The 17,191-nt window shown below is 69.4% G+C and carries 11 protein-coding genes; 4 read left to right on the plus strand and 7 right to left on the minus strand.

Going from position 1 to position 17,191, the window contains the following annotated elements; translation table 11 throughout:
* Nucleotides 1-114: 114 nt before the first annotated feature.
* The 3 genes from der to ROA7023_RS12340 are packed head-to-tail and all read right to left on the minus strand — an operon-like array spanning nt 115 to nt 3,652.
* Complete coding sequence (der, locus tag ROA7023_RS12330) at nt 115-1,575, minus strand: ribosome biogenesis GTPase Der (RefSeq protein ID WP_085879342.1); 1,461 nt, start codon at nt 1,573-1,575, stop codon at nt 115-117.
* A gap of 42 nt (nt 1,576-1,617) precedes the next feature.
* Complete coding sequence (locus tag ROA7023_RS12335; RefSeq protein WP_085879343.1) at nt 1,618-2,952, minus strand: PQQ-like beta-propeller repeat protein; 1,335 nt, start codon at nt 2,950-2,952, stop codon at nt 1,618-1,620.
* Between the two features lie 22 nt (nt 2,953-2,974).
* Nucleotides 2,975-3,652 carry a tetratricopeptide repeat protein gene (locus ROA7023_RS12340; protein ID WP_085879344.1) on the minus strand — a complete coding sequence of 226 codons (678 nt, stop codon included), beginning with the start codon at nt 3,650-3,652 and terminating at the stop codon, nt 2,975-2,977.
* Nucleotides 3,653-3,936: 284 nt separating this feature from the next.
* Between ROA7023_RS12340 and ROA7023_RS12345 the strand changes: the two genes are divergently transcribed.
* From ROA7023_RS12345 to ROA7023_RS12355, 3 genes are all read left to right on the plus strand, one after another.
* Nucleotides 3,937-5,361, plus strand: coding sequence for an efflux RND transporter periplasmic adaptor subunit (locus ROA7023_RS12345; protein WP_085879345.1), 1,425 nt, complete (start codon nt 3,937-3,939; stop codon nt 5,359-5,361).
* Complete coding sequence (locus ROA7023_RS12350) at nt 5,358-9,104, plus strand: efflux RND transporter permease subunit (RefSeq protein WP_085879346.1); 3,747 nt, start codon at nt 5,358-5,360, stop codon at nt 9,102-9,104. Before ROA7023_RS12345 ends, ROA7023_RS12350 begins: the two co-directional genes overlap by 4 nt.
* 135 nt (nt 9,105-9,239) lie before the next feature.
* Nucleotides 9,240-9,575 (plus strand): cupin domain-containing protein, encoded by a 336-nt coding sequence (locus tag ROA7023_RS12355; protein ID WP_085879347.1) that lies wholly within the window; start codon nt 9,240-9,242, stop codon nt 9,573-9,575.
* Between the two features lie 25 nt (nt 9,576-9,600).
* Here the strand turns inward: ROA7023_RS12355 and ROA7023_RS12360 are convergent, their stop codons facing one another.
* The 3 genes from ROA7023_RS12360 to ROA7023_RS25085 form a co-directional block, all read right to left on the minus strand.
* The gene (locus tag ROA7023_RS12360; protein ID WP_085879348.1) at nt 9,601-10,797 is read right to left on the minus strand and encodes a multidrug effflux MFS transporter; all 1,197 of its coding nucleotides are present in this window, start codon (nt 10,795-10,797) and stop codon (nt 9,601-9,603) included.
* Between the two features lie 151 nt (nt 10,798-10,948).
* Nucleotides 10,949-12,772, minus strand: coding sequence for an ABCB family ABC transporter ATP-binding protein/permease (locus ROA7023_RS12365; protein ID WP_085879349.1), 1,824 nt, complete (start codon nt 12,770-12,772; stop codon nt 10,949-10,951).
* 302 nt (nt 12,773-13,074) lie between these two features.
* Complete coding sequence (locus ROA7023_RS25085; RefSeq protein WP_234992185.1) at nt 13,075-15,585, minus strand: LysM peptidoglycan-binding domain-containing protein; 2,511 nt, start codon at nt 15,583-15,585, stop codon at nt 13,075-13,077.
* A 138-nt stretch (nt 15,586-15,723) separates the two neighbouring features.
* Here ROA7023_RS25085 and ROA7023_RS12375 point away from each other — a divergent pair, with 138 nt between their 5' ends.
* Entirely contained in the window at nt 15,724-16,281 is a 558-nt protein-coding gene (locus ROA7023_RS12375) for an LOG family protein (protein ID WP_085879350.1), read from the plus strand.
* Here the strand turns inward: ROA7023_RS12375 and rarD are convergent.
* A complete protein-coding gene (gene rarD / locus ROA7023_RS12380) occupies nt 16,218-17,120 on the minus strand; it encodes an EamA family transporter RarD (RefSeq protein WP_085879351.1) in 903 nt (300 codons plus the stop codon). The genes ROA7023_RS12375 and rarD overlap by 64 nt on opposite strands.
* Nucleotides 17,121-17,191 lie beyond the last annotated feature (71 nt).

The following is a 17,191-nucleotide window of genomic DNA, read 5'->3' on the forward strand; positions in this document are numbered from 1 at the left end:
TCCGGGGCCCCGCCACAGCCGGGCACAGCCGGGCCGGCCCACTGTTCCGGCGCGTCGCCTCTCATCTGCAAGAAAAAAGAGCGCGCGGAAGCGCTCAATCAGGTCAGGGGCGCCTCAGGTGCCCTTGTAGGGCCCCTTGCCCAGGTGCTTGCGCAGGCGCGAAGGCGTGGACTTCTTGCGCCCCTTGTAGGGGTTCTTGTCCGATTGCGAGCGCATGTGCAGCCGGATCGGCGTGCCCGGCATGTCGAAATCGTCGCGCAGGCCGTTGACCAGGTAGCGGGTATAGCTCTCGGGCAGCTTGTCGGGCAGCGAGCACATCACCACGAAGCCCGGCGGGCGGGTCTTGACCTGCGTGGCATAGCGCAGCTTGATCCGGCGGCCCCCGGGGGCGGGGGGCGGATGCGCCTCGACCATCTCGGACAGCCAGCGATTGAGCGACGAAGTCCCCACGCGGGAATTCCAGACCGCATGGGCCGACAGGATCGCCTCGCGCAGCCGGTCGAGCCCGCGGCCGGTCTTGGCCGAGACCGTGACCAGCGGCGCCCCCCTCAACTGCGGCAACAGCCGCTCGAAAGCTTCGCGCAGGTCGCGCAGCTTGTCCTGTTTCTCGGTCTCCAGGTCCCACTTGTTGACCGCGACGACCACCGCCCTGCCCTCGCGCTCGGCGAGGTCCGCGATCCGCAAATCCTGCGTCTCGAACGGGATCTCGGCATCGAGCAGCACGACCACCACCTCGGCGAAGCGCACCGCGCGCAGGCCGTCGGTCACCGACATCTTCTCCAGCTTGTCCTGGATCCGCGCCTTCTTGCGCATGCCGGCGGTGTCGAACAGGCGCGTCGGCACGCCCTCCCAGTCGAAGGCCAGAGAGATCGAATCGCGGGTGATCCCCGCCTCGGGGCCGGTCAGTAGACGGTCCTGCCCGATGATCTTGTTGATCAGCGTGGACTTGCCCGCGTTGGGCCGGCCGACTACGGCAATCTGCAGGGGCCGCGCCTCGGTCGGCTCCCAGCTTTCGTGCTCTTCGCCGTCCTCGACATCGACATCGACCACCGGGGCCGCCGCCTCGGCGCGCTCGGCGTGCTCCTTGGCGACGGGCTCCAGCATCGCGTGCAGCTCGCTCATGCCCTCGCCATGTTCGGCCGACAGGCGCAGGGGCTCGCCCAGGCCCAGCGAATAGGCCTCAAGCAGCCCCGATTCCCCGGCCCGGCCCTCGGCCTTGTTCGCGGCGAGGATCACATGGGCGGACATCTTGCGCAGGATCCCCGCGAACATCTCGTCGGTGGGCGTCACCCCCGCCCGCGCGTCGATCACGAAGAGGCAGACATCCGCCATCTGCACCGCGCGCTCGGTCAGCTTGCGCATCCGGCCCTGCAGGCTTTCGTCGGTCGCCTCCTCGAGGCCGGCCGTGTCGATCACGGTAAAGCGCATGGGGCCAAGCCGCGCCTCGCCCTCGCGCAGGTCGCGGGTCACGCCCGGCTGGTCGTCGACCAACGCCAGCTTGCGACCAACCAGTCGGTTGAAAAGGGTGGACTTGCCCACATTTGGGCGTCCGACGATGGCGAGGGTAAAGCTCATGGGTCCGGTCCTTGAAGACCGGCCCGATACACCCTTACGGCGTCAACGGAAAGCCAGAAGTTGCCCCGCGCCGCTGACGACGTAGAGCGTGCCGTTCGCCACGGCGGGATTCGTCGTCGCGCCACCGGGGATCGCGAGCTCGCCCACAACCGCGCCGCTGCGCGGGTCGAACTGCCGCAGCACCCCGTCCGAGGAGGCGACGATCAGCCGCCCGCCGGCCAGGACCGGGCCGTAATGGCCGTAGACCTCGTTGGACCGCGACGGCCCGCCGAAAAGGCCCTGCCGCGGCTCGCGCACCGGCAGCTGGCTGCGCCAGATCACCTGGCCCGTGCCCGCGTCAAGCCGGACAAGCTGGCTGAGGTCGTTGACCAGGAACACCGCGCCGCCCACCGGGACGACCGGGCTGACCGCGCCCTCGTCCGCGGTCCAGATCCTGTCGCCGGTGGACAGCGACAGCGCCTCCAGCCGGCCCGAGACGTTGGCGGCATAGACCACGTTGCCCGAGATCACCGGGTCGCCCGCGATTTCCGAGATCGTACCGAGAGCCCGCCCGTCGCGCTGGCCGGTCACGACCGAGGACCACCGCTGCTGTCCGCCGATCGCGAAGGCGCCGACGACCTCGCCGGACGAGAACGGAAACACCACCAGGCCGTCGGCCACCGCCGGCCCCGGCCCGCCGCCGAAGCCGCTGGGCGAGGGCACGCCCGGCAGGGTCCAGCGGACACGGCCGGTGCGGCGGTCCACCGCCCAGCCCCGGCTGTCGCGGGCCGAGACATAGATCATGTCGCCCGAGACCGTCGGCGCCGAGCCGCCCGAGGCATCCAGGTCCTGGGTCCAGATCGTGCCGCCCGAGGCCGCGTCCAGCGCCTTGAGTTCGCCGAAGCCGGTGGTCACGTAGACGACCCCGCCGGCATAGGCGAGCCCGCCGCCGCTCGCGTCGCGGGGATTCTCGAAGCCGCGGCGCAGGTCGGCCTGCCAGAGCAGCGCACCGGCGTTGCTGACCGCGCTCACCGTGTTGCGCGAATCCATCGCGAAGATGGTGGAGCCAGCGACCACCGGATCCGCGGTGATCCGCCCGCGCCGGACGTCGCCCGCGCCGATGTCGGTGGCGAAAGCCAGGGTCAGGCTGGCGGGCAGCGCAGGGTGGGTGATCCGATGCGCGGCACTGCCGCCGCGATGGGTCCAGGCGCCGTTCACCCGCGCCGATGGCAGGGCGATCGGCCGCGCGGTGTTGACCTCGGTCACCCGTTCGGGGCCATAGACGCTGCCGAAATCGCGGATCCCCAGACGCTCGCCCGGAAGCCGGGTGTCAGGTGCGCCACAGCCGGCAAGAACCGCAAGCGCCACGATCGCGGTCCGGGTGCGTTTCGTCCACATGGCAGCGCCTTTCACAACTCGTTCATTCAAGCGAGGGCGGCAGGTCGTTGCCCTGCCCGCCGATCTCGCCCCCCAACGACACAATCAGCGCAGAGGCGCGGTCGCGCAAGCCCCGGGTCACCTCGGCATCCTCCAGAAGGCCCTGAAGCACCGCCAAGGCCCCCTCGGTATCGCCGGCTTCGACCAGGGCAAAGGCCTGCTGTTCCAGCGCGACAAGGCGGAACGGCGCCCCCGGCTGGCCCAGCCCGCCGAGCGCCTGGGCGCGTTCGGCCGGCGGCATCTCCTCGTCCAGCATCAGCGCCTTCAGCAGCGCCAACTCGCGGTAAAGCTGCCCGACCTCGCCATCGTCGGCCACCGTCCGCAGGGTGGCCACGCCGGCGGCGGCATCGCCTGCCTCGACCTGTGCATCGGCGGTCAGAAAGCCGACCACGGCCCGCGACGCGCCGGCCTCCTCGATCTGCGCCAGCGCCTCGGCGCGGCCCTCGGGCTCGGGCCGGTCGAGGGCGTCGAGCAGGGCGTCGCCCCGCGCCTCGGCCACCGCCCTGTCGCGCGCGGCGGAATACTGCGTCCACGCCGTGCCGCCGACGACCAGCAGCACCACCAGCACGCCGATCCAGCCATAGCGCCGGAACGCGCCGTAAAGCCGGTCCCGGCGGACCTCTTCGCTGACCTCGTCGATGAAGCTTTCGTTGTTGCTCACCGCACCTCCCACGGCCCTGTCGGGGCCTTGTGTTTCCGCGCTCTCTTACCCTCAAGCACCGCCGAGGGACAAGCCCCGTCCCCCGGGGCCCGCCGTTCGATTGCCGGCCATTCGCTGTGCGCTTTCGCCGCGATTGCAACAGGATTGGAAGAAATCTAATCTGAACCGACCGGTTCAGCGTAGAAAAGCAGACATCCAAACTTGCGGTTCGCTGGCAAGTCTCTAAGTGGAACGCAACTGAACTATCGGGTTCAGCCTTCGATCCGTCGCCTGGAAGGTGTGTTATGAAACTGATGCCATTGCTGACCGCCGCGATCGTGACGGCCGTGCTTTACATGCTGGTCATCGAGCGCGATGCCCTGCTGGCATTCGCCCAGGTCGCCCCCGCCGACGAGTCGACGGACGCCGGCGGCGAGCCAGAAATGGAGGCGGTGCGCGTGGTCGCCGTGCACAGCACTGCAAGCTCCATCGACAACGCGGTCGTCCTGCGCGGCCGCACCGAGGCCGCCCGCCAGGTCGAGGTCCGGGCCGAGATCTCGGGGCTGGTGATGTCGGCGCCGCGCCGCAAGGGCGCGATGGTCGAGACCGGAGAGATCCTGTGCGAGCTCGATCCCGGCACCCGGCAGGCCTCGCTCGAAGAGGCGATCGGCCGTCTCGAAGAGGCCCGCGCCCGCCTGCCCGAGGCGCAGGCCGGCATCCCCGCCGCCGAGGCGATGCAGGCCGAGGCCGTTGCCCGCATCGCCGAGGCCGAATCCCGCGTGGCCGAGGCCCGCGCCAAGCTGACCGAGGCCGAGATCAACGAGAACGCGGCCACGCGCCTGTCTCAGGACGGTTTCGCCTCCGAAACCCGGGTCGCCAATGCGACCGCAGCACTCGAATCCGCCCGGGCCGCGGTGTCCTCCGCCGAGGCCTCGCTGACCTCCGCCCGCGCCCAGACCCAGAGCGCCGAGGCCGGCGTCGAGGGCGCACGGGCCGCGGTGCAGGGCGCTCAGGCCGGGATCCAGTCCGCCGAGGCGGCCGTGGCCTCGGCCCGGCAGGCAATCTCGCAACTGTCGATCAAGGCCCCCTTCGGCGGGTTGATGGAGACCGATGCGGCCGAAACCGGCACGCTGCTCCAGCCCGGCGGGCTCTGCGCCACAATCATCCAGCTCGACCCGATCAAGGTCGTTGGATTCGTGCCCGAAGCCCGCATCGCCGAGGTCAAGCTCGGGGCGTTGGCCGGCGCACGTCTGTCGTCCGGGCGCGAGTTGACCGGCCAGGTGAGCTATCTCAGCCGCTCCGCCGACCCGACCACCCGCACGTTCCGGGTCGAGATCACGGTCGACAATTCCGACCTGTCGATCCTCGACGGTCAGACTGCCGACATCCTGATCCAGACCGAGGGCCGGACGGCGCACCTGCTGCCGCAATCGGCGCTGACGCTGGATGACGACGGCGCCCTCGGCGTGCGGCTGGTCGATGACGACAGCCGCGCCCTGTTCGCGCCGGTCACCCTGCTGCGCGACACCGCGCAGGGCGTCTGGCTGACCGGGCTGCCCGAGATGGCCGACGTGATCGTCGTGGGCCAGGAATACGTGATCGACGGGGTCCCGGTGGACCCGACCTACCGCGACGCGGACGCCCTGCCGGCCGAGGCCACCGGCGACGCGGCCGCAGGTGGCGCCGCACAGGGCCTGTTGCCCGCAGATCCAGAGGATGTTGACGGATGACCGGTATCGTTGATTGGGCCGCCTCCCGGGCCCGGATGGTTCTTGCCTTCATCGTGCTGTCGCTTGCGGCGGGCGCCTATGCCTACGTGGGCCTTCCCAAGGAGGGTGAGCCCGATATCGAGATCCCGGCGCTGTTCATCTCGGTCCCGTTCCAGGGGATCTCCGCCGAGGACAGCGAAAAGCTGCTGGTCAAGCCGATGGAGACCGAGCTCGCCGATCTCGACGGGCTCAAGTCCATGTCCGGCACCGCCGCCGAAGGCTATGCCGGTGTCGCGCTGGAGTTCGAGTTCGGCTGGGACAAGAGCCAGATCCTCGCCGATGTGCGCGACGCGATGAACAACGCACAAGGCCAGTTTCCCCAGGGCGCCGACCAGTATTCGATCACCGAGATCAACTTCTCCGAGTTCCCGATCCTCGTCGTGAACCTCACGGGCGACGTGCCCGAGCGCACCCTGCTGCAGGTCGCCAAGGCGCTGCAGGACCGGATCGAGGCGCTGGAGCCGGTGCTCGAGGCCGGTCTCGCCGGTCAGCGCGACGAGATGCTGGAGGTGCTGATCGACCCGCTGCGGCTGGAATCCTACAACGTGACCGCGGGCGAGCTGATCAACGTGGTGGTCAACAACAACCTTCTGGTGGCGGCCGGCGAGGTCGCCACCGAGCAGGGCACGTTCTCGGTCAAGATCCCCTCGTCCTTCGAAGAGCCGCGCGACATCTACGACCTGCCGGTCAAGACCGAGGGCGACCGCGTGGTCACCCTGGGCGACCTGGCCTCGATCAGCCTGACCTTCGAGGATCGCAGCGGCACCGCCCGGTTCAACGGGGTGAACACGGTCGCGCTGCAGGTGGTCAAGCGCAAGGGCTTCAACCTGATCGACACGGTGCAACTGGTCAAGGAAACCGTCGAGGCCGAGCGCGCGAGCTGGCCGCAAGAGCTGCAGACCGCGATCTCGGTCGGCACGTCGAACGACCAGTCGCGGCAGGTCTCTTCCATGGTGTCCCAGCTCGAGGGCTCCGTGCTGACGGCCGTGGCGCTGGTGATGATCGTCGTGCTCGCCGCGCTGGGCACCCGTCCGGCACTGCTGGTGGGCTTCGCGATCCCGACCTCGTTCCTGCTGTGCTTCGTGCTGCTGGGGGTGATGGGGATCACGATCTCGAACATCGTGATGTTCGGCCTGATCCTCGCCGTCGGCATGCTCGTGGACGGCGCCATCGTCGTGGTGGAATACGCCGACAAGCGCATTTCCGAGGGCTCGGGGCCGATGCACGCCTATACCGAGGCCGCCAAGCGGATGTTCTGGCCGATCGTGTCGTCCACGGCGACGACGCTCTGCGCCTTCCTGCCGATGCTGTTCTGGCCCGGGATCCCCGGCGAATTCATGGGGATGCTTCCGGTCACGCTGATCTTCGTGCTGTCGGCCTCGCTGATCGTGGCGCTGGTCTACCTGCCCGTCATGGGCGGCGTCACGGGCCGGATGTCGCGCTTCTTCGTTAACGCCTCCAACGCCCTGCGCCGGCGGCTGCCCTGGATCGTCCGCGCGGCCCTGGTGCCGCCGTCGATGATGATCGTCTTCGTGGGCGCCATGCTGACGCTGAACCCCGCCTACCTGTCCGGCGCGGCGGTGCAGACCGACGGGATCGTCGCTTCGCTGCCCGGGACGGTGCTGTTCCTGATCGGCGCGGTGCTGACCTCGATCACCGTGGGCTCGGCCCGGATCGAACGTGCCCCGCGCGAGATCAGGGCCGGCTATCGCCGCTCGGTGTTTGGCTGGGTGATTCACGCCATCGCCGGCAACCCGATCATGCCGATCGTCTCGATCGCGGCCATCGGCGCGGCCGTTGTCTCGACCTTCATCTACTTCGGCGCCAACAGCAACGGGGTGGAGTTCTTTGTCGAGAGCGAACCCGAGCAGGGCACCGTCTATGTCCGTGCCCGCGGCAACCTCAGCCTGGAAGAGAAGGACATGCTTGTCCGCCAGGCCGAAGAGATCGTGCTGGCCCATCCCGGTGTGGTCAATGTCTTCTCCTTCGCGGGCGACGGCGGACTCAACACCGATGCCAGCGGCGGCTCTGTCCCCAGCGACACCGTCGGCCAGGTCCAGTTCGAGACGATCCCCTGGGAAGACCGGACCGACCGGCCCGATCTCGACGGCGACCTCGTGATCGAGGAGCTGAACGAGCAACTGGCCCAGATCCCCGGCATTCAGGCCGAGATCCTGGCGTTGGCACAGGGTCCCGCCTCGGGCAAGCCGGTCGATCTGCGGCTGACGGGCGACAACTGGGACGAGCTGCGCGAGGCCACCGACATCGCCCGCGCCCATTTCGACACCGTTCCCGGCCTGGTGCAGATCGAAGACACCCTGCCCCTGCCCGGCATCGACTGGCAGATCAACGTGGATGTCGAACAGGCCGGTCGCTTCGGTGCTGATGTGGCCACCGTCGGCGGCATGGTCCAGCTGGTGACCAACGGCATCCTGCTCGACACCATGCGGGTGCCCTCGTCCGATGAAGAGATCGACATCCGCGTCCGCCTGCCCGAGAAGGACCGGGTGCTGTCGACGCTCGACACGCTGCGGGTGCGCACCAACGTCGGCCTCGTGCCGCTGTCGAACTTCGTCACCCGCGAACCGGTGGCCAAGCTGGCGCAGATCGACCGGATCGACCAGACCCGCACCTTCGAGGTGAAGGCCGACGTCGGCCCGGGCCTGTTCCGCGCCGTCACCGGGGATCAGGACGCGCCCGAGACCCTGGCCTATCTCCGCCAGGTCACGGACGATGTCCGCGCCAATGCCGACGACGGCGCGACCTTCATGACCGCCGCGGACGAGGAGTATCAGATCACCCAGCTGGAGCCCGGCACCAGCCGCGGCGACGTCATCGCGGCGATGGACGACGGCTCTGCCCGCACCGTGGCCGTGAACCCGAACGAGCGGATCGCCGCCCTGACCGAATGGCTGGAGACGGACCCCTTCCCGTCCTCGGTCAACTGGGAATGGACCGGCGACCAGGAGGAGCAGGCCGAGAGCATGGCGTTTCTCGGCATGGCTTTCCTCGGGGCGCTGGGGTTGATGTTCATCATCCTGCTGGCGCAGTTCAACTCGTTCTACAATTCGGTGCTGGTGCTGCTGGCGGTAGTGCTGTCGACCACCGGTGTGCTGATCGGGATGCTGGTCATGGACCAGACCTTCTCGATCATCATGACCGGGACGGGGATCGTGGCGCTGGCAGGGATCGTGGTGAACAACAACATCGTTCTGATCGACACCTATCAGGAATATTCCGCCTACATGCCCCGGATCGACGCGATCACCCGCACCGCCGAGGATCGCATCCGCCCGGTTCTGCTGACGACGATCACGACGATGGCGGGCCTGGCGCCGATGATGTTCGGGCTCAGCCTGGATTTCATCGGCGGCGGCTACACGATCGACAGCCCCACCGCACTCTGGTGGAAGCAGCTGGCAACGGCCGTCGTCTTCGGCCTCGGGATCGCCACGGTGCTGACGCTGATCTTCACGCCCTCGATGCTGGCGCTGCGGGTCTGGGTCACGACCTATGCCCGCTGGCTCGGCCGCTTGCTGGCCCGGATGTCCTTCGGCCGCGGCAGCAAGGCCGCCCGCGACTGGGCCCTGGCCCGCGAGGCGCGCCGTGTCCGCCACCCCGAGATCGTCTGGACAGAGGACGACATGGACGCGCCCGACCCCGCGCAGGCGCCCTCGATGCTGCCGTTGCGCGCGGCCGAGTAGGCCGGTCGGGAAAGGCCCGTCGCAAGAGACCGCAAACGCCCGCCCGACCCGGCGGGCGTCTTGCCGTCAAGGCCCTTGCCATGTGACGAGCATATGCGGAAATTGACGAAGCTCCTCTGACGAAAGGACCGCAAGATGACCCTCCCCGCCTTCATGCAGGCTTTTCCCGGCCTCGACCTGCCCTTCCCCGAGGACGTCGTGACGTCGAACGCGATCCGGTCGGACGCGGGCCTCGTGGTCTTTTTCACGTTCCACAAGGACATGGTCCTGCCGCCCCATTCCCACGGGCCGCAATGGGGCAGCGTTCTGGAGGGGCGGATCGAGTTCACCATAGGCGGCGAGACCCGACTCTATGGGCCGGGCGACAGCTACGACATTCCCGCAGGCGTCGAGCACGGGGCCACGATCGCGGCCGGCTCAAAAGTGATCGATGTCTTTGCCGAGCCCGACCGCTACGCCCTAAAGGCATAGCGGTCGGGCCATGGCGGTCAGGGCGTCAGCCGACGGCGCTGTTGTCGGGCGCCACGCGGGGCAGCATGACCAGCACCAGCGCCAGCGCCGCCAGCGCACAGACGGCGATGGCGCCGACCATCGGCGTCGCCGTGCCGTCGAAGAACGGTCCGGCCAGGGTGACCATCAGCCCCGCCGTCACCATCTGCAAGGTGCCACCCAGCGAGGATGCCAGCCCGGCGATATTGCCGTGGGCATCCAGCGCCAGCACCATCGTGGTCGGCACCACCAGGCCGAGGAAGGCGTTGCCGAGAAACAGCATGGCGACGATCACCGGCAGGCTGCCGCCGCCCATGAGCACGACCACGAACAGCGAGACCATCATCGTGGCAAAGCCAACGACGGCCCAGCGCACCACCGGCACCGCGCCGAACCGCATGCCCAGCGGGGCGGCCATCTGGCTGGAGGCGAAAAAGCCCACGGCGTTCATGGCGAAGGCGATACTGAAGCCGACCGGGCTCAGCCCGAACTGGCCGGCATAGACGAAGCTCGCCGACGAGATGAAGACAAAGAAGCTGGCAAAGCCGAAGGCGCCGATGAAGGTCAGCCCCATGAAGCCGGGATCGGTCAGCAGGATCCGGGCGCTCGCCACCATCGTGCGCAGGCGGATCGGCACCCGGCGCTCCGGCGGCAGGGTCTCGGGCAGCGCCAGCGCGGTCAGCGTCAGGCTCAGCACCACGCCGCCGCAGAGCACCCAGAACATCAGCCGCCAGCCGCCCAGCACCATCAGCCCCGAGCCCGCCAGCGGCGCCAGCATCGGCGAGACCGAGATCACCAGCATGACCAGCGCCATCAGCCGCGTCGCCTCGGCCCCGGTGTGCAGGTCGCGGATGATCGCGCGCGGGGTGACCATGACCACCGCCGCGCCCAGCCCCTGCAAGCCCCGGAACAACGTCAGCGCCCAGATCGTCGGCGCCATCGCACAACCGACCGAGGCCGCGGCGAAGATGCCCAGCCCGGCGTAGATCGGCAGCTTGCGGCCGAACCGGTCCGACAGCGGCCCCCAGGCAAGCTGGCTGAGGCCGAAAACGATGAAATAGGCGGTAAGCGTCGCCTGGACCTGGGCCACCGTCGCATCCAGCCCCTGCTCGATCAGCGGCAGTGCCGGAAGGTACATGTCGATGGCAAAGGGGCCGACGGCAGACAACAGACCCAGCACTAGGGCCATGCGGAACAGGGACATGGGAAACTCCGGATTTCGGGCTGGCCGACAGCTAGACCGAATGGTTCAGTTCGGCAAGCCCGCAGATCGACAAAGCGCGCGGGGCCGTTTTGCAGATCCGCACAGAAGGCCCTCGCACAATCGCACAGGTCCGCCCGGCGCCGGCGTGCCCTCAGGCGGCCTCTTCCTCGGCCGCCTGGCGATCCCAGAGCTGCGCATAGCGCCCGCCCTTGGCCAGCAGCATCTCGTGGCTGCCCTGTTCCACCACCTGGCCGGCCTCCAGCACGACGATCCGGTCCGCATCCGCGATCGTCGACAGCCGATGCGCGATGGTGATGACCGTGCGGCCGCGGCTCATGGCGCGAAGCTGGCCCTGAATCTCGCGCTCGGTGTCGGTGTCGAGCGCCGAGGTCGCCTCGTCCAGCAACAGGATCGGCGGGTCCTTCAGCAGGGTGCGGGCGATGCCCACCCGCTGCTTCTCGCCGCCCGAAAGCTTCAGCCCGCGCTCGCCCACGGCGGTGTCATAGCCCTCGGGCAGGGACAGGATGAAGTCGTGCACCTGCGCCGCCCGCGCCGCGGCCTCCACCTCGCCCCGGGTCGCCTCGTCCTTGCCGTAGGCGATGTTGTAATAGATCGAGTCGTTGAACAGCACCGTGTCCTGCGGCACCACCCCGATTTGGTCGTGCAGGCTGACCTGTGTCACGTCGCGCACGTCCTGGCCGTCGATGGTCAACGCCCCGCCCGTCACGTCGTAGAACCGGAACAGCAGCCGCCCGATGGTCGACTTGCCCGAGCCGGACGAGCCCACGATGGCCACCGTCTCGCCGGCCGGAACATCGAGGTCGACCCCCTTGAGGATCTGCCGCTCGGGGTCATAGCTGAAGGACACGTTGTCGAGCCGCACATGGCCGCCCGCGATCTTCAGCGGCCCGGCGCCGGGCTTGTCCTCCACCTCGGGCGGCTGTTCGAGCAGGTCGAACATGTCGGCCATGTCGATCAGCGCCTGGCGGATCTCGCGGTAGACGGTCCCGAGGAAGTTCAGCGGCATGGTGATCTGGATCATGTAGGCGTTGACCATGACGAAATCGCCCACGGTCAGCGCCCCGTTCGACACCCCCACCGCGGCCATCGCCATGACGATGACCAGGCCCGCGGTGATGATCACCGACTGGCCGAAATTCAGGAAGGCGAGGCTGTAGTTCGTGCGCAGCGCCGCGTCGACATATTGCGCCAGCGCACCGTCGTAGCGGCGGGTCTCGCGTGCCTCGGCCCCGAAATACTTCACCGTCTCGAAATTCAGCAGGCTGTCGATCGCCTTCTGGTTGGCGTCGGTGTCCTGGTCGTTCATCACCTTGCGGATCTTCACCCGCCATTCGGTGACCTTGAAGGTGAACAGGATATAGAGCGCGATCACCCCGGCCACCACGACCAGGTACCAGACGTCGAACAGGAAAAAGAGCACGACGCCGATCATCAGCAGCTCCAGCATCAGCGGCCCGATGGAAAAGAGCAGGAAGCGCAGCAGGAACTCGACGCCCTTCACCCCCCGCTCGATCACCCGGCTGAGGCCGCCGGTCTTGCGAGTGAGGTGATAGCGCATGGAAAGGCGGTGAATATGGGCGAAGGTCTCCAGCGCCAGCTGCCGCAGGGCGCGTTGGCCGACCTTGGCGAAGATCACGTCGCGCAGCTGCTGGAAACCGACGTTCATCAGCCGCGCACCGCCATATGCAACGGTCAGCCCGACCGCCCCGATGGCGAGGTAGAAGGCGCTGCCCTCCCCGGCCAGCGCATCGACCGCGCCCTTGTAAAGGATCGGCGTGCCGACCGCGATCAGCTTGGCGAGAAACAGCACCGCCAGCGCCAGCACCACACGGCGCTTCACCCAGGGCTCGTCCTCGGGCCAGAGGTAGGGCACGACCCGGGCAATGACCTCGATCCCCGAGACCTTGTAGTCGGGGTCGAGATTGCGGGCGGTTTTTGAAAGTCGTCGAGCCATTCGGACGATCTAAGCGCTCTTGCCGGCCAAGGGAAGCGGCGGCGGGCAGTTCTTCCCCGACGCACCCGGCGCACGGTCGCAAACCACCCTGCCCGGCGCGCCCAATCCACCCCGCCGGGCCGGCCTGCCGTGCCCGCGCAGCTGTCCCCGCCGCGCCCGATGGCGCGGACCACCGCCCGCCATCCGGGCCGCCGGGTGCGTCCGGGCGGCCCGGCGACGCGCACCGCGCGGCGCAAGACCTGTCTGCCGCAGGCAGGCCACTTGGTTGGTGCAACCAGCCTGACAGGTCGCCCGAAGAGCCGTCAGCCCTGGTCGCCCTCGGGGATGCGGAACACCTGCCCCGGATAGATCAGGTTCGGATCGCGGATCAGGTCGCGGTTGGCCTCGAAGACCCGGACATAGAGGATCCCGTCGCCGTAGCGTTCCTCGGCGATCGCCCAGAGCGTGTTGCCGGGCTGAACCGTCCGGACCGCGACCGCGAAGCCCTCGCGCGAGGTTTCGGCCGCCATCACCCGGGCTATGGTCTCGGGCGCCTCGCGCTGGAACTGGGTCTCGATCCGGCTCACGACCTCGCCCTCGGCACTGACCTCGTCCACCCGCAGCGTATAGATCCCGGTGTCCACATCGGGCAGGTCCATGCGCCACTGGCCGTCCTCGGCGATCCGCGACGAAGTGATCGGCGTGTTGTCCAGGTAGATCCGCACGAAACTGTCCGAGCTGCCCCGCCCCGAGATCACGACCTCGCCGTCGGGGTCGTAGGTGATCGTGTCGAGCGCGACCGAGGTCATCACCTCCGGCGCCATCTCGCCGCCCGAGGGCTGCACCACCCGCACCCCGGTCGAATCGGCGACGATCACCGTGGGGGCCGAGGGCAGGACCTGCGGCGCCTCTGCCTGCGCCTGCGCACCGCCGGTCGGGGCCGGCGGCGTCAGGCGTTCGGCATCGGGGGCCGGCGCGGTCGCGAGGTCCACGTCGGGCACCGCCCCGGCGGACGGCTCCGTCAGGTCTGCCGTCTCGGTGCGCGTTGGCCCCTCGTCGATGCCGCCCGGCGGGGGCGCGGTCCCGGCGTCGGCCCGGGGTGCGCGCGCCTCGAGCTCCGGGCCAGGCCCGGTCATCGCCTCGGGCTCTGCCGGAGCGGCGGGCTCTGCCAGCGCGTCGGGCACGTCCGGCGATGCCGCTTCCGGGGCGAGGGCCACTTGCTCCGGCGCCTCCCGCGCCGCGTCGTCGGGCGATGCGCCGAGCCCCTCCGCCAGATCCGCCACCTCGGCGGGCCCGGTCGGGGCCGGGGCCCGCAAGTCCGGCGCCGTCTCGTCCAGCTCGGCCGACAGGGTCTCGGAGAGCCCTGTCTCGGCGGCCTGGCTCTCGGTTGTCTGGCTCTCAGTTGTCCCGGCCTCAGCCGTCTGACCCTCAGCGGCCTGGCTCTCAGTTGTCCCAGCCTCAGCCGTCTGGCCCTCAGCGGCCTGGCTCTCAGCCGTCTGGCTCTCAGCCGTCCGGGCCTCGGCGGTCCGGGACTCGGGACGCTGTGTCTCGGGCGTCTCGCGTGTCTCCGCCACAACGGCCGGATCCTCCCGGCTCTCCACCCCGGGATCCGAGGGCCCGGCCGCGTTGGCCGTCCCGGATGCCGCATCCAGGGTGCGATCCTCCGTTGCGGCGTCCTCGACGTCCGGTATGGCGCCCGTTTCCGCCAGATCTTCGCCCGTGGCCACCCCGTCTGCCGTTGCCCCGTCTGCCAATGCAAACTCCGCGACGTCGCGGGTGGCCATCGTCTCCGCCGGCGCCTCGCCCGTCGGGGCAGCACCCTCGGCCACAACCTCCGGTCGGGTCTCGTCCTCGTCTGCCACGGCCACGTCCGAAAGGGCCTCGTCCGAAACCGGCCCGGTTGGCGTCGCGGCCTCCGTGGCGATAGTTTCAGGCGCCACCGGGATGCCATCGGTCGGCTCGGTCGACGCCTCCGCAACCGTGTCCTCGGCGGCGACGGGCGGCGCATCCGGCTGCGGTGCCATGGTCGCGGGGTCGGGCGCGGCCGCGCTGGCCGTCTCCGTTTCCGCCTCCGTCGCGCTCGCAGGGCCAGTCGCATCCGCGACCGGCTCCGCCGGCTCGGAGGGGTCAGGTGCCGCGTCCGGCGAGGGCTCGGCGGCGGCGGCGATCTCGGGGGCCGCGTCCGCAGGCTCCTCGAGGGATGCGTCCTCCGATTCGGGTCCGACCTCGGCCGGGCCCGGCTCGCCCGCAATCCCGGCGTCCGCCACCTGTTCCGCGGCCCCGTCGGCGCCTTCCGGCCGGCCCTGCGCCGGATCGGCGGCGGCCACCTGCGCCTCGGGCGGGCCGAAGGGCGAGACGATGACGGTCTGGTCAGAGCGGGTCGCGGCGCCCTCGGGATCGGCGATCAGGACCATCGAGCGGGGCTGGTCGGACGGCGCGATCGTCAGCATCGCCACGAAGCGCCCGCCGGAATCCGCCTCCGTCCGCGCGGCCTCCTGCCCGTTCAGCATCAGCGCCACCGACTGGCCGGGGCCAGCCGTGCCGGCAATGATGCTGACCCCGTCGGGCTCTATCCGCACCACGTCGAAACCGGGCACGGGATCGGGCGGCGGTGGGGCGACGGGCGCCTCGACGGCGCCCTGCCCGGGCTCCGCGGCGTCCTCCGCCGCGGGGGCCGGGCTTTGGGCGCCGCTCTCGACCTCGGCGCTTGCGGGCGGCGCGCCCTCGGGCGGGGCGTCGGGCGCCCGGGCGTTGATGACGAGCACGACCGCGCCGGCGGCGGCGGCGGCCGCCCCGACGGGCAGTGCGACGAGCTTCCAGACAGGTAGAGCCATGGCAGTGGCACCCTCTCCCCAAGTGTGACCGGCCGGGCAAACGCCGCGCCGGGATTGAGCGACGTTATCAAGCCCGCTAAGAGCGGTCAAAAGCTCAGTATTCCGAGCACCCGATTCACCTGTCGCAAAGGCCTGCCCATGTCACACCCATCCCATTCCGTCTGCGTCTACTGCGGCTCTCGCAACGGGACCCGTGACGCCTATGCCACGGCCGCCCAGGGGACCGGCGAACTGCTGGCCCGCAACAACTGGCGGCTCGTCTACGGCGCGGGGGATGTCGGCCTGATGGGGATAGTGGCCCGCGCGGCCCAGGCGGCCGGCGGCAAGACCTTCGGCGTGATCCCGGCCCACCTGCTGGCCCGCGAGGTCGGCAAGGAGGACCTGGACCGCTTCGTCGTCACCGAGACGATGCACGAGCGCAAGAAGGTCATGTTCATGAATGCCGACGCCATCGTGCTTCTGCCGGGCGGCGCGGGATCGCTCGACGAGCTATTCGAGGTGGTGACCTGGCGCCAGCTGGGGCTGCACGGCAAGGCGATCTACCTGGTCGATGTCGAAGGCTACTGGCAGCCCGTGATGGCGCTGATCGACCATGTGATCGCCGAGGGCTTCGCCGAGCCGATGCTGCGCAGCTACGTCGAGATCGTGCCCGACCTCGCCGCCCTCGAGGCCGCCCTGCGCGACGACCTGTCCTGAGCGATCGACGCGCCCGAATAGAGCGCGAGCGCGACCCAGATCACCGGGAAGGCGATCGCGTGCCAGGGGGTGTACGGCTCCAGGAAGATCAGCGTCGCCACCAGGAACTGCAGCGTCGGGTTGAGATACTGGACAAGCCCCACGGTCGACAGCCGCACCCGTTTCGCCGCATAGCTGAACAGGATCAGCGGCGTCGCGGTCAGCGGGCCGGAGGCGGCCAGCAACAGATGGGTTGCCGCGTCCGGGCCGGTGCCGTTCAGCGCGACCCAGACGATGGCGATGGGTGTCAGCAGCAGCATCTCGCAGGTCACCGACACCACCGGCCCCGCCGGCAGGCGTTTCTTGAAGACACCGTAGATCGAGAAGGTGACCGCCAGCGCCAGCGCGATCCAGGGCGGCACGCCTAGCCCCACGGTCAGCACGCCGACCGCGCAGGCCGCCAGCAGGATCGCCAGCCATTGCAGGCCCGACATCCGCTCGCCGAAGACCAGCCGGCCCAGGGCCACGGCGACCAGCGGGAAGATGTAATAGCCCAGCGACGCCTCGAGCGCGTGCCCGTTGTGGATCGAGTAGATGAAGCCGAACCAGTTGCACCCGATCGCCAACCCCGAGGCCAGGATCAGCAGCGCCCGGCGCGGGGTGCCGATGGCCTCGACGATCGCCCCGCCCCGCCGCTGCAGCGCTAGCACCAACGCGAAGAACACCAGCGACCACATGGTGCGATAGGCCAGCACCTCGCCCGGGGGGACGTGCTGGAGCATGGCGTAAAACAGCGAAGACAGGCCCCAGATGGTGCAGGCAAGCACCATGGCCAGGATTCCACGGATCGGGTCGGACATGCCGCAAACGGCCATGTCGCGCCCGGAATGGCAAGGGCAAAGGTGCATGCATTCGGGCCGCAGCCGGTCAT

The sequence above is a fragment of the Roseisalinus antarcticus genome (genome assembly GCF_900172355.1).
Classification (GTDB): Bacteria; Pseudomonadota; Alphaproteobacteria; order Rhodobacterales; family Rhodobacteraceae; genus Oceanicola; species Oceanicola antarcticus_A.

Excerpts from the sequence above, each read along its gene's own strand:
- ROA7023_RS12360 (WP_085879348.1), bottom strand. The coding sequence starts at position 10,797 with ATGTCCCTGTTCCGCATGGCCCTAGTGCTGGGTCTGTTGTCTGCCGTC.
- der (WP_085879342.1), bottom strand. The coding sequence starts at position 1,575 with ATGAGCTTTACCCTCGCCATCGTCGGACGCCCAAATGTGGGCAAGTCC.
- ROA7023_RS12355 (WP_085879347.1), top strand. The coding sequence starts at position 9,240 with ATGACCCTCCCCGCCTTCATGCAGGCTTTTCCCGGCCTCGACCTGCCC.
- ROA7023_RS25085 (WP_234992185.1), bottom strand. The coding sequence starts at position 15,585 with ATGGCTCTACCTGTCTGGAAGCTCGTCGCACTGCCCGTCGGGGCGGCC.
- ROA7023_RS12345 (WP_085879345.1), top strand. The coding sequence starts at position 3,937 with ATGAAACTGATGCCATTGCTGACCGCCGCGATCGTGACGGCCGTGCTT.
- rarD (WP_085879351.1), bottom strand. The coding sequence starts at position 17,120 with ATGTCCGACCCGATCCGTGGAATCCTGGCCATGGTGCTTGCCTGCACC.
- ROA7023_RS12365 (WP_085879349.1), bottom strand. The coding sequence starts at position 12,772 with ATGGCTCGACGACTTTCAAAAACCGCCCGCAATCTCGACCCCGACTAC.
- ROA7023_RS12375 (WP_085879350.1), top strand. The coding sequence starts at position 15,724 with ATGTCACACCCATCCCATTCCGTCTGCGTCTACTGCGGCTCTCGCAAC.
- ROA7023_RS12350 (WP_085879346.1), top strand. The coding sequence starts at position 5,358 with ATGACCGGTATCGTTGATTGGGCCGCCTCCCGGGCCCGGATGGTTCTT.
- ROA7023_RS12335 (WP_085879343.1), bottom strand. The coding sequence starts at position 2,952 with ATGTGGACGAAACGCACCCGGACCGCGATCGTGGCGCTTGCGGTTCTT.